Source organism: Microcystis wesenbergii FACHB-1317, from assembly GCF_014696875.1.
GTDB lineage: Bacteria > Cyanobacteriota > Cyanobacteriia > Cyanobacteriales > Microcystaceae > Microcystis > Microcystis wesenbergii_A.
Genome location: NZ_JACJQV010000121.1, coordinates 1 through 22,318, shown reverse-complemented (window position 1 = coordinate 22,318; position 22,318 = coordinate 1). Strand labels below are relative to the sequence as shown.

At 42.0% G+C, this 22,318-nt stretch carries 27 protein-coding genes; 11 read left to right on the top strand and 16 right to left on the bottom strand.

The genetic code is table 11. From position 1 onward, the window contains the following. Window positions 1-33: 33 nt before the first annotated feature. The 3 genes from H6F92_RS09560 to ftsH4 all read left to right on the top strand — a co-directional run bounded on the left by H6F92_RS09560 (window position 34) and on the right by ftsH4 (window position 4,523). Window positions 34-1,248, top strand: coding sequence for an RNA-guided endonuclease InsQ/TnpB family protein (locus H6F92_RS09560; RefSeq protein ID WP_190357666.1), 1,215 nt, complete (start codon window positions 34-36; stop codon window positions 1,246-1,248). A 135-nt stretch (window positions 1,249-1,383) separates the two neighbouring features. After that, window positions 1,384-2,568, top strand: coding sequence for a tetratricopeptide repeat protein (locus H6F92_RS09555; RefSeq protein ID WP_190357665.1), 1,185 nt, complete (start codon window positions 1,384-1,386; stop codon window positions 2,566-2,568). Between the two features lie 77 nt (window positions 2,569-2,645). Then, window positions 2,646-4,523, top strand: a complete 1,878-nt coding sequence (ftsH4, locus tag H6F92_RS09550) for an ATP-dependent zinc metalloprotease FtsH4 (protein ID WP_190357664.1) — start codon at window positions 2,646-2,648, stop codon at window positions 4,521-4,523. Between the two features lie 309 nt (window positions 4,524-4,832). Here the strand turns inward: ftsH4 and H6F92_RS09545 are convergent, their stop codons facing one another. The 14 genes from H6F92_RS09545 to H6F92_RS09485 all read right to left on the bottom strand — a co-directional run bounded on the left by H6F92_RS09545 (window position 4,833) and on the right by H6F92_RS09485 (window position 14,607). After that, complete coding sequence (locus H6F92_RS09545; RefSeq protein WP_190357663.1) at window positions 4,833-6,884, bottom strand: FAD-dependent oxidoreductase; 2,052 nt, start codon at window positions 6,882-6,884, stop codon at window positions 4,833-4,835. 347 nt (window positions 6,885-7,231) lie between these two features. Then, window positions 7,232-7,795 carry a Uma2 family endonuclease gene (locus H6F92_RS09540; RefSeq protein ID WP_190357662.1) on the bottom strand — a complete coding sequence of 188 codons (564 nt, stop codon included), beginning with the start codon at window positions 7,793-7,795 and terminating at the stop codon, window positions 7,232-7,234. Window positions 7,796-7,958: 163 nt separating this feature from the next. Further along, window positions 7,959-8,522, bottom strand: coding sequence for a Uma2 family endonuclease (locus H6F92_RS09535; RefSeq protein ID WP_190357661.1), 564 nt, complete (start codon window positions 8,520-8,522; stop codon window positions 7,959-7,961). A 73-nt stretch (window positions 8,523-8,595) separates the two neighbouring features. Further along, complete coding sequence (locus H6F92_RS09530; protein WP_190357660.1) at window positions 8,596-10,122, bottom strand: bifunctional aminoglycoside phosphotransferase/ATP-binding protein; 1,527 nt, start codon at window positions 10,120-10,122, stop codon at window positions 8,596-8,598. Window positions 10,123-10,365: 243 nt separating this feature from the next. Then, entirely contained in the window at window positions 10,366-10,650 is a 285-nt protein-coding gene (locus tag H6F92_RS09525) for a hypothetical protein (protein WP_012267525.1), read from the bottom strand. 136 nt (window positions 10,651-10,786) lie between these two features. Beyond that, on the bottom strand, window positions 10,787-11,065 hold the full coding sequence (locus H6F92_RS09520) for a YgiT-type zinc finger protein (protein ID WP_159293795.1): 279 nt from the start codon (window positions 11,063-11,065) through the stop codon (window positions 10,787-10,789). Continuing rightward, window positions 11,004-11,321, bottom strand: a complete 318-nt coding sequence (locus tag H6F92_RS09515) for a DUF4258 domain-containing protein (RefSeq protein WP_002755280.1) — start codon at window positions 11,319-11,321, stop codon at window positions 11,004-11,006. The genes H6F92_RS09520 and H6F92_RS09515 overlap by 62 nt, the downstream gene beginning before the upstream one ends. A 1-nt stretch (window position 11,322) precedes the next feature. Further along, window positions 11,323-11,538, bottom strand: a complete 216-nt coding sequence (locus H6F92_RS09510; RefSeq protein WP_190357659.1) for a hypothetical protein — start codon at window positions 11,536-11,538, stop codon at window positions 11,323-11,325. A gap of 68 nt (window positions 11,539-11,606) precedes the next feature. Then, window positions 11,607-11,855 carry a hypothetical protein gene (locus H6F92_RS09505; RefSeq protein WP_190357658.1) on the bottom strand — a complete coding sequence of 83 codons (249 nt, stop codon included), beginning with the start codon at window positions 11,853-11,855 and terminating at the stop codon, window positions 11,607-11,609. Window positions 11,856-11,861: 6 nt separating this feature from the next. Further along, entirely contained in the window at window positions 11,862-12,089 is a 228-nt protein-coding gene (locus tag H6F92_RS09500) for a hypothetical protein (protein ID WP_147070616.1), read from the bottom strand. Window positions 12,090-12,242: 153 nt separating this feature from the next. Further along, complete coding sequence (locus H6F92_RS09495) at window positions 12,243-12,476, bottom strand: hypothetical protein (RefSeq protein ID WP_002745620.1); 234 nt, start codon at window positions 12,474-12,476, stop codon at window positions 12,243-12,245. Between the two features lie 63 nt (window positions 12,477-12,539). Beyond that, complete coding sequence (locus H6F92_RS25890) at window positions 12,540-12,722, bottom strand: hypothetical protein (RefSeq protein ID WP_242030074.1); 183 nt, start codon at window positions 12,720-12,722, stop codon at window positions 12,540-12,542. A 111-nt stretch (window positions 12,723-12,833) separates the two neighbouring features. Further along, window positions 12,834-13,505 (bottom strand): choice-of-anchor R domain-containing protein, encoded by a 672-nt coding sequence (locus H6F92_RS09490; protein WP_190357657.1) that lies wholly within the window; start codon window positions 13,503-13,505, stop codon window positions 12,834-12,836. 469 nt (window positions 13,506-13,974) lie between these two features. Continuing rightward, window positions 13,975-14,607 (bottom strand): HAD-IB family phosphatase, encoded by a 633-nt coding sequence (locus H6F92_RS09485; RefSeq protein ID WP_190357656.1) that lies wholly within the window; start codon window positions 14,605-14,607, stop codon window positions 13,975-13,977. Window positions 14,608-14,693: 86 nt separating this feature from the next. On the opposite strand from H6F92_RS09485, the gene H6F92_RS09480 reads away from it, so the two are divergent. From H6F92_RS09480 to H6F92_RS09465, 4 genes are all read left to right on the top strand, one after another. Continuing rightward, on the top strand, window positions 14,694-15,512 hold the full coding sequence (locus tag H6F92_RS09480; RefSeq protein WP_190357655.1) for a carbon-nitrogen hydrolase family protein: 819 nt from the start codon (window positions 14,694-14,696) through the stop codon (window positions 15,510-15,512). Window positions 15,513-16,076: 564 nt separating this feature from the next. Next, window positions 16,077-16,697, top strand: coding sequence for a hypothetical protein (locus tag H6F92_RS09475; RefSeq protein ID WP_190357654.1), 621 nt, complete (start codon window positions 16,077-16,079; stop codon window positions 16,695-16,697). A 268-nt stretch (window positions 16,698-16,965) separates the two neighbouring features. Then, the gene (locus tag H6F92_RS09470; RefSeq protein ID WP_002732132.1) at window positions 16,966-17,427 is read left to right on the top strand and encodes a hypothetical protein; all 462 of its coding nucleotides are present in this window, start codon (window positions 16,966-16,968) and stop codon (window positions 17,425-17,427) included. Window positions 17,428-17,445: 18 nt separating this feature from the next. Next, complete coding sequence (locus tag H6F92_RS09465; RefSeq protein ID WP_002779193.1) at window positions 17,446-17,652, top strand: hypothetical protein; 207 nt, start codon at window positions 17,446-17,448, stop codon at window positions 17,650-17,652. 246 nt (window positions 17,653-17,898) lie between these two features. Here the strand turns inward: H6F92_RS09465 and H6F92_RS09460 are convergent, their stop codons facing one another. Continuing rightward, window positions 17,899-19,116: a CCA tRNA nucleotidyltransferase gene (locus tag H6F92_RS09460; RefSeq protein WP_190357653.1), complete on the bottom strand. Its 1,218-nt coding sequence runs from the start codon at window positions 19,114-19,116 to the stop codon at window positions 17,899-17,901. 94 nt (window positions 19,117-19,210) lie between these two features. On the opposite strand from H6F92_RS09460, the gene H6F92_RS09455 reads away from it, so the two are divergent. The 4 genes from H6F92_RS09455 (at window position 19,211) to H6F92_RS09440 (ending at window position 20,816) form a co-directional block, all read left to right on the top strand. Further along, window positions 19,211-19,459 carry a Ycf34 family protein gene (locus H6F92_RS09455; RefSeq protein WP_002755241.1) on the top strand — a complete coding sequence of 83 codons (249 nt, stop codon included), beginning with the start codon at window positions 19,211-19,213 and terminating at the stop codon, window positions 19,457-19,459. 252 nt (window positions 19,460-19,711) lie between these two features. Next, entirely contained in the window at window positions 19,712-19,945 is a 234-nt protein-coding gene (locus H6F92_RS09450; RefSeq protein ID WP_190357652.1) for a DUF433 domain-containing protein, read from the top strand. A 204-nt stretch (window positions 19,946-20,149) separates the two neighbouring features. Continuing rightward, the gene (locus H6F92_RS09445; RefSeq protein ID WP_002739553.1) at window positions 20,150-20,407 is read left to right on the top strand and encodes a hypothetical protein; all 258 of its coding nucleotides are present in this window, start codon (window positions 20,150-20,152) and stop codon (window positions 20,405-20,407) included. Continuing rightward, on the top strand, window positions 20,397-20,816 hold the full coding sequence (locus H6F92_RS09440) for a type II toxin-antitoxin system VapC family toxin (RefSeq protein WP_110543416.1): 420 nt from the start codon (window positions 20,397-20,399) through the stop codon (window positions 20,814-20,816). Before H6F92_RS09445 ends, H6F92_RS09440 begins: the two co-directional genes overlap by 11 nt. Window positions 20,817-20,863: 47 nt before the next feature. Here H6F92_RS09440 and H6F92_RS09435 read toward each other — a convergent pair. Further along, window positions 20,864-22,318 (bottom strand): class I SAM-dependent DNA methyltransferase (locus H6F92_RS09435; RefSeq protein WP_338420906.1); only part of this gene is annotated, 1,455 nt, incomplete at its 5' end.

Below are 22,318 nucleotides of genomic sequence, written 5' to 3'. Positions count from 1 at the left end.
TTAACTATACATCACATCACGAAACTAACGACAGTGATAACGCTTACCTACCAGTACAAACTAAAGGTAAACAAGAAACAGGAACGGGCGATCATCCACATTCTTGATGTTTGTAAGAGCGTTTATAATTACGCGCTCTCGGAACGGAAAGATTGGTTAAACTCTCGAAAGTGTCTTGCGGATCGCTGTTCGCTAGTTTCTGAGTACATAATTCCTGCGGATGAACCCTATCCAAATTACTTCGTTCAAGCTAAAAATCTAACGGAAGCTAAAAAAGTTTACCCGATATTAAAGACGGTTAACGCTCAAGTCTTACAGCAAGTTTTAAAAACTGTAGATCAAGCGTTTGACCATATAAAATCGAAAGGCTTCGGCTTTCCTAGATTTAAGAAAAAGATGCGGAGTTTTGTTTTTCCTGCGCTCTCAAAAAACTTTCTAGGTGACGAATACTTAAATTTTCCACAATTGGGAAAAATTCGGATTAGGAAATCCAGAAAGTACCCGTCTGGATTCGAGCCTAAACAAGCTCGAATTATCCAAAAAGCGTCGGGATTTTACGTTTTGGTTTCTTTGCAATCTACGGAATTAGTTCCCGATATGACAGTAGGGAAGACCTGTTTAGGAATTGACGCGGGAATTGAGAGTTTTGTCGCTACTTCACGGGGAGATTTAATCAAAGCCCCTCGATTTTTGTTGAAAGTACAGAGTAAGCTTAAATTGCTACAAAGACGCTTGAAACATCAAGTCAAAGGCTCGAACAATTGGTTGAAACTAAAAGAGAAGATAGCGAGATTACACGAAAAAGTGTCTAATACTCGTAGAGATTGGCATTTTAAGTTAGCTCATTACCTTTGCGATCTCGCTGATAATATCTTTGTTGAAGATATTAACTTCGTTTCCTGGTCTAGAGGGATCGTTAGAAAACAATCTCTGGATTCAGGTATCGGTAGTTTTATTAACGAGATATTACCGTTTGTTATTTGGAAACGGGGAAAATATTATCTTAAGGTTGATAAAAACGGAACCTCGCAAGAGTGTCCGAATTGTGGCGCGATTACCGGTAAAAAAGCGTTATCGGAAAGAGTTCACCGGTGTGATTCTTGCGGCCACATTGAACCGAGAGATACGGCATCAGCGAAGGTAATTGAGAACCGAGGAAAAAACGCGGTCGGACTGACCGTGTTAGAAAACGCTCGCGGAGGCGATTTGACGGGGATCGACTGGGTTAAACTCGGTCGATCTAGTTAAAAGCCTAAGAACCGAGAATCCCCCGCTACACCGCGCTCCGCGGTTAGCGGGGGAGAGTCAATCCCCGATAACTGATAACTGCTAGACTAATTGGGTTACGCTTGCAAGATTAATAAAACCAGTGTCGAGATTAGAATGCAGGGACTTTTAAGAAAACTTTGGCGCGCGATCGAAAACTTTTTTACCCGACTTTTGGGGGGACAAGGGGGAAAGGGGAGAGTACAAGCGATCGAATCTGTTCCCCTAACCGATACAGACTACGAGTTTCTCTATATGCAGTTACTCGATGGAGTGTCCCACGGTTGGCACGAAGGCAGAATTCTGAGATTTTTTGAGAAATTGGGCGATCGAGGTCGGCAAAAAGATTGGGTAGAATGGTTAGAGCGCTTTGGCACCCGTCTGCAATCCTCCGCTTCCCTTAACCAACTTCTCGCCACCAGAATGATCCGTTTAGGAGAATTAGCCCGCGCTTTCCCGGGGATTGAACGTATTGGTGAAGCTTCCTACGAGATCGGTTATCAACTCTACACCAAAGAAACTGCCACTTTAATCTGGGAATACGCCGGCGAAGATGAGGCCCCGGGCAGTTATTCCCTGCCGCAACCCCCAGAAAATCTCTTATATTCGGGTGAAACTAGCGATTTTAACGGTGCTGACCCAGAAAATCCCCAATTAGAAACCCTCACCCTCGATGAATTATTTAACCGTCTGCAAAACGATCCTACCCTAGCGGGCCAAATGGCCGAACAATTAGGCATCGAAAATAAGGACGCAGAAAGCATTATTGATAGTCTCATCGCTCAATTTTCCCCCCTGTCAGGTAAAAACCCTGAAACTGCCGAAGATTGGTTTAATCAGGGCTTAGAACAGGCAAATTTAGGCAATTGGTCAAATGCGATCGCCGATTGGGAACAGGCCTTGACGATCGATCCCCAATTAGCCTCGGCCTGGCATAATCGTGGTGGTGCCTTAGCCATGGTCGGTAACTACGAAGAAGCGTTAAATAGTTATGATCGCGCCCTAGAAATCACCCCCAACGATCACCAAATCATTAACGCTAGAGGCAGCGCCCTATACGGACTGCAACGTTGGCAAGAGGCTTTAGAATGTTGGCAACAGGTGCTAGAAGCGGACGATAATTTTTATCAAGCTTGGTACAATCGCGGCAGTACCCTAGAAAATTTAGGGGAAACCCAAGCAGCGATCGCCTGTTATCAAAAAGCTTTGGGGATTGCGCCGGATTTTGAGCTTGCCCAAACCCGTCTAGAGGCTTTACTAGGGCAAAAACCGCCCGAAGACGACGGTAATCCCCCCGCCTGATTCAATCTGAACTTGAGCAGTCAACAGCCTACAATGGGGGAAGGATAGAGACTAATTTTAATCAATCAGGCCCAGCAATGAGTATAAAAAGCAAACCTCCTTCACAATCTCGCCTGATCGGTAATGTTTTATTAGCCGTAGGCGGCTTATTTCTGATTGTTAATCTCCTTTTCCCGCAATTATTTGGCCCTAGCGTCCCCAAAGTTCCCTATAGTCTTTTTATCGACCAAGTGGAAGATGGTAACGTCGCTAGGGTATCCGTGGGACAGAATGAGATTCGTTATCAGCTTAAAAACGACCAAGAGGGCAACTACGGACGAATTTTCAGCACTACACCGATTTTTGACCTAGAATTGCCCAAACGTCTAGAAGTTAAGGGCGTAGAATTCGCCGCCGCACCACCGCCAAAAAATGGCTGGATTGGTAGTGTTCTTAGTTGGGTGATTCCTCCCCTGATTTTTGTCGGTATTTGGCAATTTTTCCTCGCTCGCAGCGGTGGCGGTGGTCCAGCCGGGGCTTTATCGATTACCAAAAGTCGCGCTAAAGTCTATGTGGAAGGAGATACCACCAAAACCACTTTTGAAGATGTGGCCGGTGTGGAAGAAGCGAAAACCGAATTGGCCGAAATCGTCGAATTTCTCAAATATCCCCAACGTTACATTCAAATCGGGGCGCGGATTCCCAAGGGTGTCCTCCTAGTCGGTCCGCCGGGGACAGGAAAAACCCTGCTGGCAAAAGCAGTCGCGGGAGAAGCGGGAGTTCCTTTCTTTAGTATCTCAGGTTCGGAATTCGTGGAACTCTTTGTCGGTGCAGGTGCAGCCCGAGTGCGAGATCTGTTTGAACAGGCCAAGAAAAAAGCCCCCTGTATTATTTTTATCGATGAATTAGACGCGATCGGTAAATCTCGCGCTAACGGTAATTTTATGGGAGGTAACGATGAACGGGAACAGACTTTAAACCAATTATTGACGGAAATGGACGGTTTTAACGCTGGTGATGCGACGGTAATCGTGCTGGCCGCTACTAATCGCCCAGAAACTCTTGATACCGCCCTTTTACGCCCCGGCCGTTTTGATCGCCAAGTGTTAGTTGATCGCCCCGATCTGGCTGGACGCTTAAAAATCCTCGAAATCTACGCAGGTAAGGTAAAATTAGGCTCGGATGTGGACTTAAAACAGATTGCTACTCGTACCCCCGGTTTTGCTGGTGCTGACTTAGCTAATCTAGTCAATGAGGCCGCTTTATTGGCAGCCCGCAATCAACGCAGCACCGTCGCTCAAGAGGACTTTAATGAGGCAATCGAGCGGGTAGTGGCGGGTTTAGAGAAGAAAAGCCGGGTTCTCTCGGAAAAAGAGAAGAAAATCGTCGCTTATCACGAAGTTGGTCACGCTCTCGTCGGTGCAGTTATGCCGGGGGGTGGTAAAGTTGCTAAGATTTCGATCGTGCCTCGCGGTATGGCAGCCCTCGGTTATACCCTGCAAATGCCCACGGAAGACCGTTTCCTTATGGATGATACGGAATTACGCGACCAAATTGCTACTCTTTTGGGTGGTCGGGCGGCCGAGGAAATTATCTTTGGTAGTATTACTACTGGGGCTGCTAATGACCTGCAGCGGGCGACGGACTTGGCCGAACGCATGGTGACGACCTATGGTATGAGTAAGACCTTAGGTCCCCTAGCCTACGAAAAAGGTCAACAGAATAGTTTTCTGGGAGATGGCATGATGAATCCCCGGCGCTTGGTGAGCGATGATACGGCCAAAGCGATCGATAATGAAGTGAAAGAGATTGTCGAAAATGGTCATCAGCAGGCCCTGGATATCCTGGCTCAAAATCGCGATTTACTCGAAGAAATTGCCCAAGAAATCCTCAGTAAAGAGGTGATTGAAGGGGAACAATTGCAAGCACTGCTCGATCGCGTTAAACCCCTCGATCGAGAACCTGTTACTGTTTAGATTGATTTGATTTTTACCTGACCCTATCTTGAAGAAAGATGGGGTTTTTTTCTATTAGACCTTTTGTAATACTAAATCCTGTTTAATACTAAATCCGTTGAGTAACGCACAGAAAACGGGTTTCTCCGAGAAACCCGTTTTCTACTCATGCAAAAGGCAATAGGAGGAATAGATAATCAGTCTTTAATAACTGGATTTAGTATAAAATGTATAGGAGAGTGGGGAGAAGGGAAAGGGGAGAATAAATAAAAGCTGACTACTGACTACTGACTCCTAACCCCACCAACAAACTTTTTCAGTAAACCCTAATTAATACCAATTATCCATCGACTGGAAAATTGAGGCATCGGGGAACATAGTTGGATTACCACTAGCGTCGATTTTTTGCCGTAATTCTCGCAATTGTTTATTGCCGATGAGAAAATCACTTTCTACTAATTGATAGGGCAGTACATTATTATTTAAAGCATACACTGCCGTGATGCCAGCAGCTACCCCAGAGGACCACTCGAAGGAATGGACACGATAGGCGGCCGCGGCAATATGACTAAGGGCGATACTTTTCCCCGCTATCAGTAAATTATCGATTTTTTGGGGAATTATAGCCCTTAAAGGTATCTCGAAGGGGTAAGCTTGCCCTTGTCCCTGTCTTTCTCCTGCTTTTTCTGTATTGCCCGGTTTTTCGGGGGGATGTTCCGTCATGCAGGGATGAAAATCAATCGCATAGTGACCGATACCGACGGAATCGGGGTAAATAGTCGATCGCTTGCGTTTAACGGCCTTATCGGGGGATAATGTGCCATCAAGTACGGAAAATCCCTCTAATCCTGCCAAGGTGGCAATTAAGCGCCGATATTCTGCCGGGGAAAGATTTTGACGATAGAAATCGCTTTGAAAATTTTGTCGGGAAATATCGATTTCTGTGACGGTAAAACCAGCGGGGAAAGTCAGGGAAGGACGACCGATAATCCGTCTTGCTTCCCGAATATAGGGATATTTTGACAAACCGTGGGCAGTTCCCATGGGAGAATCAAAACCGGAGAGATAACGGTTATTCAAATGGGGAATTTTTACCCCGTCCCCTAACTGGGAATCGGTGGTTCCTTCTACTAACCAATAATAGTAGGAAATGGCGTGTTCTTCGCCCCTCGCGAGGGTTTCGGTGCGTAATCCTCCCATCCATCCCCCCGGAGATAACTGTCCTAACTCTTGCAACTGTTCACGGGTGTAGATAAAGTTATCCTTAGCAGTCCCCGGACGATAATCATTTCCCCAGGTCCAATTCTGCATGGAAATATCCCCCGGGACGGGTTCGGTAAAAGTAATTCCCCCAAAGGTTTTCTCTTTACCCAGTTGTGGACTCCAGATACGACGATAGGTGAAAACTAGGTCAAAATCGGCTAATCGCGGCAATTCATAGCTAAAATAGGGGGCATAGCGTTCATAATAAACGGGTTTCTCGTGGGTTTGTGGTTTTTCTGTTTCCTCCATGGCGAAGGTATAGGTAAAGCCTTGGGTACAGTAGGGGTCGCCAGTGACGCTAGAGGAAGAAGGTTCGAGATAACTGCGCTTATCGACCCCTAAACGGTAGGGAATATCTGATAATCCGATGATTTCTCCAGTTTCGGTCGCTTCAATCACATACCAATCTGCTAATTGATTCGGTTGGGAGGATTTGGGGACAAAACGGAGGATTTTCTTATCAAAACGGGGAGAATTTTCGTAGCGATAGATATCCTCCATTTTTTGCGATAAAAACTCGGTATTTAGGGGAGGAGTACCTTTTGCGGGACTATGTTGAATAGCAATTACACTGGTAATCTGTTGACCAGTACCGCGATTGGGTAAAGTTTCAATATTTAATTCTTTGACTACCGTGGAGGGAAACCATTTCAGAGTTCCTTTGCCTTTTTTGGCAGCGTCTTCTAACTGTTGAAATAATAATTTATGTCCATCAAAAGGCAAAAAACAAGACCCGCTTACCCAACATTCTCCGGGGTTGCGTTTCCCGTAATGCTTTCTAATTCTTTCCCTAAATTCTAGATAACCTTTCGGGAAAAATAATTTTTCTCTTTGTGTCCGTCTTTCATCTAATGCGGAGGTTCCCTGAGAAGATATCTGTCCCCCCACCCAGTCGGTAATCTCGGTTAAACAGACGGTTTTTCCTAATAATAAAGCTTCGTAGGCTGCGCCGGCACCGGCTAAACCACCACCCACCACCAGAATATCACAGCCGACGCTTTGATCCGGTTCTCGCGGGGGGGCTGCTAGGGTAAGGGGAGTGAAAGCTTGTAGAAGAAATAATCCCAGAGAGAGGGATTTAAGAGGAGTAAAGTGATGATTGAAAATTTTAGGGGACATTATTGACAAATATCAATGTTATGGCTGAGAGTTTCCTCTTTCTTTGAAGAAGTAGCCAGAGCATCTGTTCCTGAAATCCTGATGTTTTTTTTGGGCAATATTGAGAACTTTGTAGCTTGATGCTGGCCTTTGAGAGATTATACACCTCCGGGCTGACAATCGATCGCTTTTCCAGAACTGTTTTGACAAAATAGAGAGATACTAACTCGGTGTCATTCCCTTTGTTATACCGCACAGAAAACGGGTTTCTCGGAGAAACCCGTTTTCTACTCATGCACTCATGCAAAACGGAGAATAAATAATCAGTTTTTAATAACTGGATTTAGTATTATTCCCTGTCATCCTTGCTAAGTTAAATGCAAAACAAACCCAGGTAAGACATCTTCCCCAGATAAAATAGCAGGTAAATTAATAATTTCCACACCGCTATTTAGTCGGTAGATTTCCACCTGCTGCTGTTGCGGATTAATCAACCAACCCAAACGTAAACCACTGGCTAAATATTCGCGCATCTTTTCCCGTAAAGAGGTTAAGGAATCAGTACGAGAACGTAATTCAATCACAAAATCGGGACATAAAGGTGGGAACTTTTCTCGCTCTTCTGCGCTCAAAGCTTCCCATCTCTCCCGTTTTATCCAAGCAACATCAGGAGAACGATATCCTCCCTTTGGTAAACGAAAAATTGTCGAAGAACTAAACACCTCACCAAGTTGAGTTTGCTCGTTCCATACCCCAACTTTAACAATCAAATTAGCTTCCTGTTTACCAGTATTTCCACCCACGGGAGGCATAATTAATAATTCTCCTTTCTGATTACGTTCTAAATTCCATGTTTGATTGTCCTGACAGAGATGATAAAATTGTTCATCGGTCAGATTAACTGTCTCTAGATTTAACACTACAGCTTCCATAATCGCTTCTCCTTTTTGCTACTTTATACAAGATAACTCATAGCATTTATCTTAATCGTGAGGTAAGAAGTCTCTGGTTTTAGAGAACGACAGAACTATTGTATCACTTATCAGTTCAGGGAAAAATATGTGTAATTAATTCTGTCTGGGTACTCAATCCTTCCTACGTTAAATGCAAAACCAACCCAGGTAAGACATCTTCCCCGGATAAAATCGCAGGTAAATTAATAATTTCCACACTGCTATTTAGTCGGTAGATTTCCACCTGCTGCTGTTGCGGATTAATCAACCAACCCAAACGTAAACCACTGGCTAAATATTCGCGCATCTTTTCCCGTAAAGAGGTTAAGGAATCAGTACGAGAACGTAATTCAATCACAAAATCGGGACATAAAGGTGGGAACTTTTCTCGCTCTTCTGCGCTCAAAGCTTCCCATCTCTCCCGTTTTATCCAAGCAACATCAGGAGAACGATATCCTCCCTTTGGTAAACGAAAAATTGTCGAAGAACTAAAGACTTTACCAGAATTACTTTGACGATTCCAAATCGTTACATCAGCAATTAACTCAGCTTCTCGATTACCACTATTTCCACCCACGGGAGGCATAATTAATAATTCTCCTTTCTGATTACGTTCTAAATTCCATGTTTGATTAGCCTGACAGAGATGATAAAATTGTTCATCAGTCAAATTAACTGTCTCTAGATTTAACACTACAGTTTCCATCACTTCTCCTTTTTGCTACTTTATACAAGATAACTTAATCCTAAGAATGGCTATATCGGTGATTCATCTCAACCTATTTACCTAATTGACTCTCTAAAAATTCTAGCCAATCGGGATTAGTAGTGTCTAGGGAAATTAGATAGGGTTGTTCTTTTTCATTAAAAGGTTCTGTTTTCTCAATTTGGGCATTTAAAACCTCGATAGTAGCATCAGAAATATCGCATTTTCTAGCGGCAATCCGTTGTTTTAAAACTTCTATAGGTGCGTGACAATGGACAATATGAAAAGGAATCTGTAAATTTTGGGCATAGGTTAATAAAGGTTCTCGCCACGCATATTTATCGTAGCGTGCATCGAGAATAACTGGATAACCTAAAGTTATTAAAATTCGGGCTAATTCCGCCAGTCTAGCGAAGGTTTTTTGACTCATTTCGAGACTATATATATCTAGACTTCCTCTTTGATTTAATTCAATTCCAGCCAAATGTTTGCGAACTGCATCGGAACGAATCTGAATAGCATTAAGATTTTTAGCAATTACTTTCCCTATGGTACTTTTACCCGATGCAGAAAATCCCGACATCAGAATTAATCTCGGTTTCTGCGGTTGTGTGTAATGCCAAGCTAATTGATAATAATCCTGTGCATTGGCTTTAATTTTCTCGGAAAAAGTGTCACCATCAAGCAGAAAACTATTGACTTTTGCCCTCACATATGCTTGTCTAGTCAGGTAGAGAGGCAAGACTTTTAACCCCTCCCAGTCGGCGGTTTGTTCTAAATAAGTATTGACAAATAAATTAGCGAAATCTTCTCTCCCTCTAGCGGTTAAATCCATCGCTGTAAAAGCAATATCATACATGACATCAACGAAGCGAAAAGATTCGTTAAATTCTATGCGATCAAATAATTGTATTTCTCCCTGCCACTGACAGATATTATTTAAATGTAGGTCTCCATGACATTCACGAATCATCCCTTTTATTTGTCTTTCCTCTAACCAATCTTGGTGTTCTGCGAAGAATTTATCTGTATAAGCTTTCGTTTCATCGTATTGTTTTTGGGTTTGGACAAAATTAATATATTTCTCAGTTTGTTGGTAGTTTTCATCAAAAGCTTGTTTAATAATTTCTAAATTGCCAAATTTAGTAATATAGGAATTAGTCACAGCCTGACGATGAAATTCTGCCACTTTTTCAGCCAAAGACTCGATTGCTTTTTCCGTTAGTTCTCCCCGTTCAAAAATTTTACTCAGTAAACATTCTTGGGGAAACTGATTCATTTTTAAAACGTATTCGATCGCTTTTCCTTCTCCATTTAAACTTATGCTACCCTGTTGATCATTAATTGACAAAACTTCCAGATAGATATTGGCTGCAACTTTTTTATTTAACTCTAGTTCCTGTTCTAGATAATATTTTCTCTTTTCTAAAGTGGAGAAATCCAAAAAATTATAATTAACTGGTTTCTTGATTTTATAGGCATAATCTCCTGTCAAGAAGATAATTGAAGCATGGGTTTGGATAATTTCAACGGGAATTTTGACAGAATGAGGATAAAAGTCGGGATTTTTTAATTCTTCGATTAATCGGTTGCTATCCATAGGGAGAACTCCTCGGTGGTACATCTCATTTTTGATATTGACTAAGTTGGGATTTTTTAAAGGAACCCCTCGGTTAAAATTGGGCGTTATTTCTGATTTTATCACTCAATCTGGGCCCTTGAGGGTTTCTACTCCCCAAACCCCGTAGGGAGGACAGTATCTCGCGACCCCCGCGCAGCTAAATCTCCACCAATCCCCCGTTGCCTGATCTCAACAGGTAATTTAAATTTGCGGGCAGCTTATTCACCAAGTTACTCCCTTTAAGTGAGCCGGAAATAAAGGACGCTCAGATAAACGATCTTGATCGAGTGCTTCGATTAAATATTCACCGGTTTCTTTTTGTTCTTGTTCATCTTCTTCATCAATCCAAGATTGAAGTAAATTAACCAGTTTAGTCTGTTTTTCTTGTTCTAAAATAGTATCCTTAAGTAGCTTGAGGACATAAGCTTCTAGAGAAAGACCTTTCTCCCTCGCTTTTTGGCTGAGATATTGTTCGATTTCTGATGTTAAATTAAGAGTTAGTGGCATGGGCTTGACTTGAATCAATTTATCGTGTCTTTAACTATTATAACCCAAAAAAGCGATCGCCCTCTACAAATATAGCGTGATCGCATCTAATTTAAGACTTCAATTGTTGCTCAATTTGCCATTTTTCTATTAAAAACTAACTAGCAAAGTCAAATACTGGTGTTTCAATTACCCGTTTTGGTCGCTTATTTTCCCAGATAATTTCCTGCAAGCGTTCGACAGTTTCTGGTGCAAAAAAACGCTCTCCTGTTTCTACACAGACTCTAGCGGGGACATTTTCTATAATAAAAAAATTGCCATTGATTTCAAGGGTATAGGTAACTTCTTGTTCAATTAAGGTTTCTGGTCTAGAATTAGTTGACATCTGGTGTTCTCCTTGATTTAAAATCAATCCATAAATTTGGGTCGGGTTCATATAGGGTAATAATTTTGAGCAAAGGGCGAGAGGGATAGCTACAATGAATGTGTAAGGCTCTATTAATTAGAGTAAATCCCAAAAGTAAACAGCTTGCACCATACTTATCAGCCGGATAATCTTCAATAATTTCGCTTTGTTCCATCGCCTCCCGTAATTCTTGAACACTGATCTGACGCAGGATACTTTGATTGACAGCGTGTTGAGAAAATTCCAATTGGTTTTGTCTAACTTTTTGACGAATTTCCTCAATCATTTCAGTGATAGCCGCCTTTAATTTGATCGTAAATATCCGTTGCTGTCATTTCACCAAATAACCGATCTTTAATCTCTAAATAATTTAGAGGTTGGGATGCTGTTTCTCTTAGAAAGAAGGCCGCTTTAGCAATTCCCAATCTTTCTACGAGAGCTTTAGCTCCCTCTTTTCTAATTTCCTCAATCTCAGGAATCGTCAAATCTGTTTGAACTTTCATAGCAATTTTTCTCAATTCAAGCGTTGAAAATAATGGCGACAAACTTCCCATTTGATAGTCTAGTTATTTCATTCTCTCAAGTCAATGACATCAATAACATCAATACTTTTTAAGCGATGTATTATTCTATAATAAACTTTTAGATGGTTGACAATAAATACTTCAATTCTTTCGGGAGCGCCTGTTTTAAAATCTTCTCTCTGGAGTGATAAATCATGCAACAGATCGCGGATTTTGTGATAAGTTTCAGGGTCATCTTGTTTTAAATTGCTCAAAAAGTCTCTAGTACTTAAGGACAACCAGATATCATACGCCATCTTACGTTAAAATCGATATTTGATAATTTTCCCTTGCGCTTGTTCTGCTAACGCTTGCTCTAGTGCCTGCTGTTCAGAAAGAGGGATATCTGCAAAGCGAATGACCGATGTTTCCTGACAAATGAGATAATCTGGATTAAGCTGCGTTAACAGTTCCTCAGCTGCAGATGCGATCGCTTGTTTAATCTCTTCATCTGAAGCAGGTTGAGTCGTCTGGAAAAGATCAGATTGCATAAAAAGTCTCAGCCAATCAAAACACTATGGTTTCCTCTATTCTAACACCAAAAAAGCTATCACGCTATATTTATAGAGGGCGATCACTTCTAAGGTCAGTATTGCAGCCTAAGTCGTTTATTATCAGCAACGCCCAGATAATTTACTCGCTATTTAAGGGCGGACTGCTAATAACTGGACTTGTACCGTTTCAGGAAGTTTTATTATGACAAAATGATTTTCTGGATACAAATAATCTTCGCCAGATTCATCAATCACTCGTAAACATCCCACCTCTTGCGCTTTAGCATCAGGTAACACTTGATAAAGTTTACAAACCTCTAAATCTCCGCCTTCTTCAGCGGTAATACAGATAGCAAATTCAATGTTAGATGCTGGTGTTTGCATAAATATTTAGTCCAAAACTCGTTTAACTTTCATTTTTCGCCGACCAATACCATGAGACTCATATCAGTGTAGTTCAGCTTTGCGGATTTCTCCATTAGGAAATTGAACTAAGCCGACTCCTTTTAGCTTTCGCCATCGACGACCCCCAAACTGCGCTTTTAGCCTTCTGAGTTCACGAATAGAGAGGTTGACGGCGATAATCTCTATTTCGGTTAGTTCTCCAATCAACTCAAAGCCATTACCCAGATCGTCATTCTAACAAAGATTAATAAAAATTTGGAATGCCCAAAAAAAAGCGATCGCACTTTATCAATGTAGTGCGATCGCTGCAAATTTAAGGCTAGATTTGCCAGTTTTTTATTTTAATTTGCGCTTCAAGACTGAACCAGCACCTAAAGCACCGATGGCGAGTAAACCTAAAACTGAAGCAGGTTCGGGGACTTTTTGACCTGTTAGGTAAAAAGCATGGTGTTGTCCATTATTAGACCAGTTGTTGAAAGTCCCGCCGAAGGATTCTTGACCTGTTGAACCAACACCTGGAGTTGTTGTACCCCAATAAATCTCGTCCCGGTCAAAGTTGCTGGAAAGGTGTAAACCTAGCCAGTATGTTGTATTTGCCGATAAATCGAGAGGAGTCTGAAGATCGAACGAATAAGCATATTCGTCGAGACCAAAAGCTTGGTTGCCAGTTGCCGTCTTCACCACGTTAGCCCCTGCGCCTTGAGCAAAGGGGGTACCGGCCGGCTGACCGCCTGCATTTGCGAATACAAAGTAGTCGAGGGTTCCATCCCATGCACCTGGAGCCTCAAGCGTCCAGAAATGAACATCTGTTAGCCTTGTCCCAATATCCTGACTAAGAATAAAATCCTCTGCCTGTACCCACGCCGTCATTTCATTTCCATTCTGTTGATCTGGACCACCCCCATCAAAAATTACAGATGCTGACGCTGTTCCCATGGTTGCAAGAGCAATAGATGCAGATCCCGCAGCAGTCATTGACAGTTTTTTAAGCACAGTCGAAGTTTTCATACTCAGAAACTTTCCTCAAAACAAATAAACAAACAAATGTTCTGAATGCCCTTTAAAGGAGAAAATCTCGAATTAAGCGACATTGGCAAGGGAGAAAGATTGATTTTTCCAAAATTGCCAATCACTAAATTTTAAGTTAGTTCCTCAATGACAAGACAGATCCACGAGTGGATTCTACCCCCCCCCCCGATTTTGTCAAGTGTAAACCAACACAAATTTACAAAAATTTATAATTATTGTTACCCTTGAGAGTAGGGGAGTAAAAAATCTTTTAACGGGTTGGTCTTGGATGTTAGAATCTCTCGTTTCTAGGCTCTGCCTAGAAATGTTTAATGAGAGGCTCTGCCTCCTGAGTAATCTTTACAGAAGGCAGAGCCTTCAAAAATCATTCCCAGGCGGAGCTTGGGAATGAGACGGCGAAAATCATTGCCTCTTGCCTATCCTAACCATTACTTATAACAGCCAATCCCTAATCTCTCAATAACAGATATTCACGAATCTCAAAAAAGTTATCCCAAGCAATATAGGGTTGATTTTCCGCTTGCAGATAATCGATTAAACGATCCCTAGCAAAAACTAGATCGGCCCTTCTAGCCATAGTAATATCGGTAACGGAATCACCGATCGCAATAGTTTCTACTCCCGAATATTTGGCCATAATCAAGGCTTTAGCTACTAATTCTGTCTCATTTTCCCAATCGGAATGAACTTGCAGATATTCCCCTTGAGTATGAAGATTGACCCCATAAATTGCCGTTACCTTATCTAATAGTCCCTCCCGTTTTAAGACCGTTTCAATCATGCCTTGGAGACCACCGGAGATAATAATAAAAGGGATGGATTGCTCCTGTAAAAAAGCGAGGAATTCGGCTAATCCGGGGCGAATTGGCTTGCTTTCGGCATAGGCGATAATATCGGCGTACTTTTGGCTCGGTATCGACTCTAGTAGTTGACGGACACCCCGGCGCAGACTGAGAGTGCGAGCGTACATTTGGGGCATAATTTGGGCCGATAAATCGGGGGCGAATTCTTTGAGCATACCCGCAAAAGTTTCCACGGCGGTGATAGTGCCATCAAAGTCACAGAAAACAATTTTACTCATGGGGTGACAAAATATCTGAAATTGGATATAATCGAAGGTTATGATTAATTTTACAGAGATTATCCGACTCTAGAGCTTCAACCCCCATGAAATCCTATCTCGCCGCCGCCATTCAAATGACCAGTCAGCCGGATTTAGAGAAAAATCTCGCTGCCGCTGAAGAATTGATCGAACTTGCCGTGGGTAAAGGGGCGGAATTAATCGGTTTACCAGAAAATTTCGCCTTTATGGGGGCAGAAAGCGATAAAATCGCCCAGGCCGAGACTATTGCTCGAAAAGCCGATAAATTCCTCCGCACCATGGCCCAACGGTTTCAAGTGACCATTTTAGGGGGTGGTTTTCCCGTGCCGGTGACGGGTATTCCCGATAAGGCTTATAATACGGCTATTTTAGTCGATGGCAACGGTGCGGAACTAGCCCGTTATCAAAAGGTCCATCTCTTTGATGTCAATGTCCCGGATGGTAACACCTATCAGGAATCGAGTACAGTCATGGCAGGGATCGATTTACCGCCGATTTATGGCTCCGATAGCTTGGGCAAAATTGGCCTCTCGATTTGCTATGATGTGCGTTTTCCCGAACTCTATCGCTATTTATCGCAGCAAGGAGCCGATGTTTTATTTGTACCTGCGGCGTTTACAGCTTTTACAGGGAAAGATCATTGGAAAGTTTTGTTACAAGCGCGAGCGATCGAGAATACTTGTTATATAATAGCTCCTGCTCAAACGGGCAATAATTACGAACGCCGTTACACCCACGGTCACGCTATGATTATCGATCCTTGGGGTGTGGTTTTAGCCGACGCGGGGGAAGAAGTGGGGGTGGCAATTGCCGAAATTAATCCCCAACGTCTGCAACAGGTGCGACGACAAATGCCGTCCCTACAGCATCGTGTTTTTGTTTAAAATTCGATTCGACAATTTTGTCGATAAAAACGCCTAATTTTGGTATTTAACTCGGTAACCTAATTAGTTAAGCTAAAAGCTTTGATGTACTGAGTTTCTAACCTTCTTTGCCAGATTCTCAGGGTAAGCTCATCTAATAAGGATGTAGTCGATTTATGCCACCCGATCAAACCATACCAAGTAACGAAGAACTAGGTAAAAATATCCGTAAACTTTATTAACAATCTTCCTTGAAAATGTCTTGACTATCGCACCCCGAATCAGGGATTATATAAAGATGTAGCGTTTCTCGTCAAGGTGAATTGTAAATTAAACCTTGCCGAAGTAAGAATTCTCAGTTGCGAAAACATACCTCATATATCCGAGAAACGCTGTAGAGCAGACAGGGATGCAATTCAGACTTGAATTGGCGAAATTCAAGTCTTGACTCTATTTATTGTCAACTTCAGTCCAAAAATACTCTGATGGTTGGACAAATATGCTCTCTGGACTTGTTCTAACAAGATTCCGGGCTAAATGAAAAATAATCCCATTTAGCTTCTCTAGACCGTTAAGGAGAAACCGATGTCATCTTATACCACAGAATCAGAAAAAATTGATTTTCCGAAAACCCTAGATATAGCCACCGTTTGCGTCTATGGGCTAGGAATCCTCTCGGCGGGCCTATTTTTATTTCTGCCCTTCGTCAACCTGCTGCATCCGAGTCCGTGGCAGCGATGGCTAGGCACAATTCACGGTTTTGGTTCCCTATTAGCCCTAGTCGTGATTGTTTACGCTGGTCATCTCGCTTTTCCCCTGCTCAGAGGTTCTGGCAAAATTTTGCGGCAAATGCGAACCCTCACCTTCTGGTCCACCGTCCTCGCTTCTTTGGCGATCGCCACTGGCAATTTAGCCTATATGCGCTATCGGGCCGGTTTAGAATTTGGCGGTGCGCGGGCATGGCTAAAGGAAAATTCGCCCCTCGGTCAATACGTCCTCATGGAATACCACGAATTCAGCGTCCTTTTTACCCTACCCCTAGGCGTGGCCTGCACTTGGATTCTCTGGAAATACGGCGACTCAATCCTAGACAAAGCTAATCGACCGGTGTTAACGGTCACTTGCATTGCCCTGATGGCGATGATGTTTTTTGCCATGGGTGGACTCGTTAGCGGCCTCGGTGTTGCCAAAATTCACGCCCTGTAAACCCTTATTTAGCTACTTTACCTCAAAAGTGAACAAAATTAAACTTTTGCTCGTTTTAGCTACGTTTTTCGGGTTATCTATCACCGCTCCCGCCCTAGGGGGTGTAAACTTAGCCCCGATGGTACGGATACGAGGGCGGCCAGCATTAGCAACCAAAGTCAAATCGTCGGTCGTTTCCCTAATGCTGGTAATACGGTTGGGGACTTTTAGCGGTGGGACTTTTCGGTTTTAGACACTTACGAACTCTGAAAAAATAGGAACAAATCTGATGACTCAACGTTACGTCGATAGTCCTTGGTATGGAAAAATCTGGGCTTTTTTAAAACAATTTCCCCAAGGTTTAGCCGAAGGTGCCAAACGTTCCCCTGCCACTTCTGGCCCAGCAGCGGCGGCGATTATTAGTGCTGGTATTGGCTGTTTTTTAATGATGGTTGCTCACCATTTTTCCGATGCAGACCATTCAAAAACCGTAGAAACTTTTCTTTGGAATTTGGGTAGTTGGATACCTGGCAGTAAAAATCCTAGCAAAATGTGGGGCAATATCGGCAGTTATACCGGCAAAGAAACGATGTTATTAATTGGCTGGTTGGTCAGTTGGCCGATACTGCATTATCTTTGGAAAGATCGCCAGATAAAAGCTAAGACCATTCTCTTTTGGTTTTTTGCCCTCATGATTGCCGCCACGGCCATGTCATGGCATCCACTATTTCCCTATTTACCTTTAACTTAAAGCCTAGGAGGTGACAAAATGAACGCTCAAGTTAGAAAGGTTTCCTCGCGTAAAATGCACGATATCGTCTGGATATTAGTGGGACTTTTTGGTTTATTTGCTATTACTTTTCCCCTAGCTATGTGGCGAGTGAGCAATATGGAAAAGTTTCAAGGTTCTCATGTGAAATCTTTAGTCGTAGAAGGAGAAAACGCTCCCCAATCTTCACAGCTTAAAACTAAATAAATCTCAGTTTTGGATAATCTGAGTTTTGGATAAGTCGAAACCCTGAGACTCAATCCGAATCTAAAACTCTGATTAACAGACAAAACTCTCCAAACTGTGAACAATTGCTAAGTAGGTAGGCGTTAAAAGTTGTCAGATGCCCCCCTTATTAAGGGGGGATTAAGGGGGGATCGGCACCCCCCTTATCAAGGGGGGCAGGGGGGATCGAACCTAAAATCCATTTTTAATTTAATTATAACCAACTACTTATAATAACTTTTTAGCAAAATCGATCGCTTCCTGAAAAACTGTGACTTGGCCCTCAATTTGGGCAATTTGTACCTCGGTTAATAACTTACCGATAATCGGACTAGGTTCCAGGTGTAAATGGTTGATTAAATCATCGCCCCTTAATAAAGGTCGGGGATGGGCGATAATATTATCAGGATCGAGATAGGAAGTAAACAGAGAAGCGACAATATTTTTGTTAATCCCCATTGATAAAGCAAAAAGGGCAAAGATAGGAAATACTTTTCCCGTATTTAGATAAATAAAATACTGTTCCCGCAGACTTAAATTATCTGCCTCCTTGAGGGGAGGTAAACACTTAATCACCGTGATTACCGTGCGAATTTCCCCACGGGAATACTTAAGCTCGATTAACTCTTTTTCCGCTTCTGCTAAAACATCCGATACTAATAGAGCCAATTTTGTCAACTGTAACTGAGAAGGGGAAAAGATAAATTTTTCTGGTGACAAAGATTCTAAAAATCCCGCTGCCGCTTCCACCCCCATAACTCGCTCCATTTTTGCGGGGGTAATCCGACGCAACCAGAGGGATAATAAGCCATCTTCCCAGGCACTTTTTAGCCATTTATTGCCACGGGAATTGAGCAAAAGGTAGTTTAACTCGGATTGTACCCTTTCGGCGGCTACACGGCGCAATAAAGGGGCAAGAGAACGAATAGTTGCACGGGTATGGGGTTCGATTTCAAAGTCCAATTGAGCCGCTTGTCGATAGGCCCTTAATAATCTTAGGGGATCATCTTGGAGATTTTCGCGGGAAATCATCCGCAGAGATTGGCAGCCTAAATCTTTTAATCCCCCTAAAGGATCGAAAATTTCTTGGGTTTGGAGATTATAAGCGAGAGCATTAACGGTGAAATCCCGTCTTTTTAGGTCTATTTCTAGAGATTCTCCCTCCTGTTGCGCGAAATCAAGAGTCCCCTGCGGAAAAACGACGCGAGCAATTTGACGAACGGCATCTAAAACCACAAAACCGGCCTTATACTGATGGGCAATAGTTTGAGCAATTTCGATCGCTTTTTCGGGAACCACAAAATCTAGGTCAATATAGTCTTTCTGACGGTTTAATAAAGCGTCTCGCACAGCACCACCAACTAAATAAGCATTTTCTGGCAATTCTTGCCGATTAATCGCAAAAACTTCTTTAACTAAACTATCTAGGTTTTTTTGACAAGACATCGAGAAGATAAATTTACAAAAATATAATTTTGACCGGCCCCATTTGGGGAGAGACTGAGCTAGATTAGCGGAAAAGACCTATAGAGTTAAACCTATGTGTATTTGTATTAACTGCTATTTTGTTGATCGCTGTCTCACCTATCATGCCGTAGAAACACAACATCAGGAACGTCATCTCACCGAGACACCGGACTTTGAAGCGAAGAACCCTTCTATTAACGTTAACATTCGCACCAAGGAAGATTATATCGAAATGGAATGGGATGTGGTGGGTTGCGATAGCTTTTTACGGGAAACTGGTAAATGGTCCAGTTTGCGTCCTGGTGAACCAGTTCCCACCTAAAATACCTGAACTTCCCCTCATACATATATACTATAAGAGCCGAAAACCCTTGTCCAGCAATGGATAGACCCATTAACTTTTCTTGCTGTATGCGTGGAATGGTAGTCATGTGTATAGAATTTTAACAATATTGAACGCACCTTAGATTAATTATGGTTAATTGCCAATTCATTGCCAACACAACAGTTAAGGCCATCATAATTCATTGCTATATGTAACAATATAGGGGGAGTTTATCTCAGGAGTTCCACAGTGATTAAAGAGCTAGACCGTATTACTGTTAATCCACAAATATGTCTTGGACAGCCAACGATTCGAGGAATGCGTATCACTGTAGGATTTGTTCTGAAACTCTTGGCTAGTCAGTTATCTATTCAGGAAGTCTTAGATGCTTATCCAGAGTTAGAAGAAGAAGATATTCGTCAGGCTCTTAATTATGCAGCTTGGGCCGTATCCGATTATATCGTTAGCTTTACTTCAGTTTAATGCAGCCGACAAAATGGCGATCACACTCTGTGTTCTCTGTGTCTGGAGTGGTTTTTATAGCGGTTCTCACACCTGTGTGGCACAGTTAAACCTTTGCTAATTAAGCTTTTCAACATCGATAATGTACCTCTTGCGAACAGGAAACGCTATATTAATGAGCATTGCTTAAAATCAAACAATTCATAATTTAAGAGCGAGGTATTTATGGATAAAGAAGAAGAACTACTTGAACAATGGCGAGAATTGACCCCAGAAAAGCAACAAAAAGTTTGGCAATTTGTTCAAATACTTAAATCTGAGTCACAAACAACACCAGAAGCTAAATTTATTCCCCAAACACCATTAAGCAAAAAGTTATGGGAAATTCGACATCGGGCGATCGCAGCTGGATTGCAACTGCTCAATGAAGATGAAATAGAACAAGAACTTGCTGCACGTCGAGGAGGGTGCAGTGAGTCATAGGAAAGCCTACATAGACTCTGGCGTACTGATTACTGCTTTCCAAGGCATCCAATCAGCCAGTATCAAAGCCTATCAAATTCTCAACGATGAAAATCGGGAGTTTGCCTCCAGTCGATTTGTTCAGTTAGAAGTATTGCCTAAAGCAACTTTTAACAAGCAACAAGAAGAAATAGAATTTTACGAAACATTTTTTCTGGCTGTTAATTACTGGGCAACTGACTTAGAAAAAATTATACAGAATGCTCATGAAATTGCTGGCACTTACGGTTTAGCGGCGATGGATGCACTTCATGTTGCTGCTGCGCTGCAAATTCAAGCTGATGAACTAATCACCACCGAAAAGCCAACCAAACCAATGCACCGAGTCAGGGAAATTCAGATTGTTTCAATAGACATCTCTTTTGCATGAGTAGAAAACGGGTTTCTCCGAGAAACCCGTTTTCTGTGCGTTACTCACTAAGAGTAAGGAGACCAGGGACCGATGACGGTTTCTCCTTGTTTCTCTTTTTCTGCTAATTCCAGGTTTAAGGTTAATAGTTTCTCTAAGATGTCGTCGTCAGCTTGGAAGTGATATGCTTCCATTACTAGCTTGTCTAATTTCTGATGGAGTTGATACAGTTGGCTACTGGGTTCGTCAAAAAATTGGTTATATAGTTTGGTGATTCCCCATTGTTTTTTCTCCATCTGTTGGCTGCGGTATTCGTGTAATTCCCCGGCGGTTTGACGGATTTTTTCGACAAGTTCTTGTGAAGGTGTCTGGGGAAAAGGGAAGGTTTCAAAACAGGTTGTATTAGTATAGCGAGTTCTGTCTTCAAGAGTTGAACTTTGAGCTTTTACCCAGAGGCGATGTATTCTTGAGTTGAGAATTCCCAGAATATAGAAATCATCCGAGGCTATCACCATATTTGCTTCACAGGGAAGTATGGACACATCAACTGGAGAAAAAACAATATATTTAGCGATTTTGGGGATGGCAAAATAGCAAGATAATTTAGATATAGCTTGTCTCATTTTTGGTGCATATTCACCAAATCGCCACCAATGTTTTTTTCTGGAATCGCGACGATTTTTATCTCTTTCAGGTTTAACGGCTATTCTAACTCTTTCAAAGGGGGATTGATAATTTGTAGCTTCTTCTATATTCATGCCTTGAAAATCAATTACCCAATCCAGTTCTTCCCAAGGATAAATCAAGTTTTTACCATCAATCATCGGTTTTAAAACTTCTTGATTTTTAGGATCTTCTAATATCCATTGATCCACTTGTTTCTTCGTGACAATAAAACCTTTTCCTCTTAAACCACAAGATTCAAAAGAAAAGTTTTTATTGACATTCAATTTTGTAGCATTATCTACTGATATTTCAGATTTCAATGCAGTAGATAATAAATTAACTGACAAATTATCTAGAAATAATTCTTTTGGTCTTTCTTTACTCCAATTAACAATACTAACATGAACATTAGCTTCACCAGACCAAGGCTGAGTTGAAATCGCTTCATGTATAAATCCACCTTGCTTAACCACATAATCTAAGCTTGCTTTTCTCCCAGAAACTTGTGATATTGAATTAGTACCAACTAAACCGGCTCTTCCTAATTCTCCAAGATTTTCCGCAGCTTTTCTAAACCAAAAAACACAAAAATCAGGTTGTCCTTGAACATCAGGAAATTTTTGATAAATTTGTTCTGCATACTCATCTCCTAGTTCTGTCCTTAACTTTTTACCTCCCAAAAATGGAGGATTACCGATAATTGCGTCTGCTTTTTGCCAATCCGTAAACAAAGCATCAGCACAAATAATATTACTATCCAAAGTATCCAAAGGTAAAGAAGCTTCCGTCAAATTAAACTTATCAATCGCCACCTTTCTGGCAATCATTAAAGTCACCCGCGCTAATTCTACAGCAAA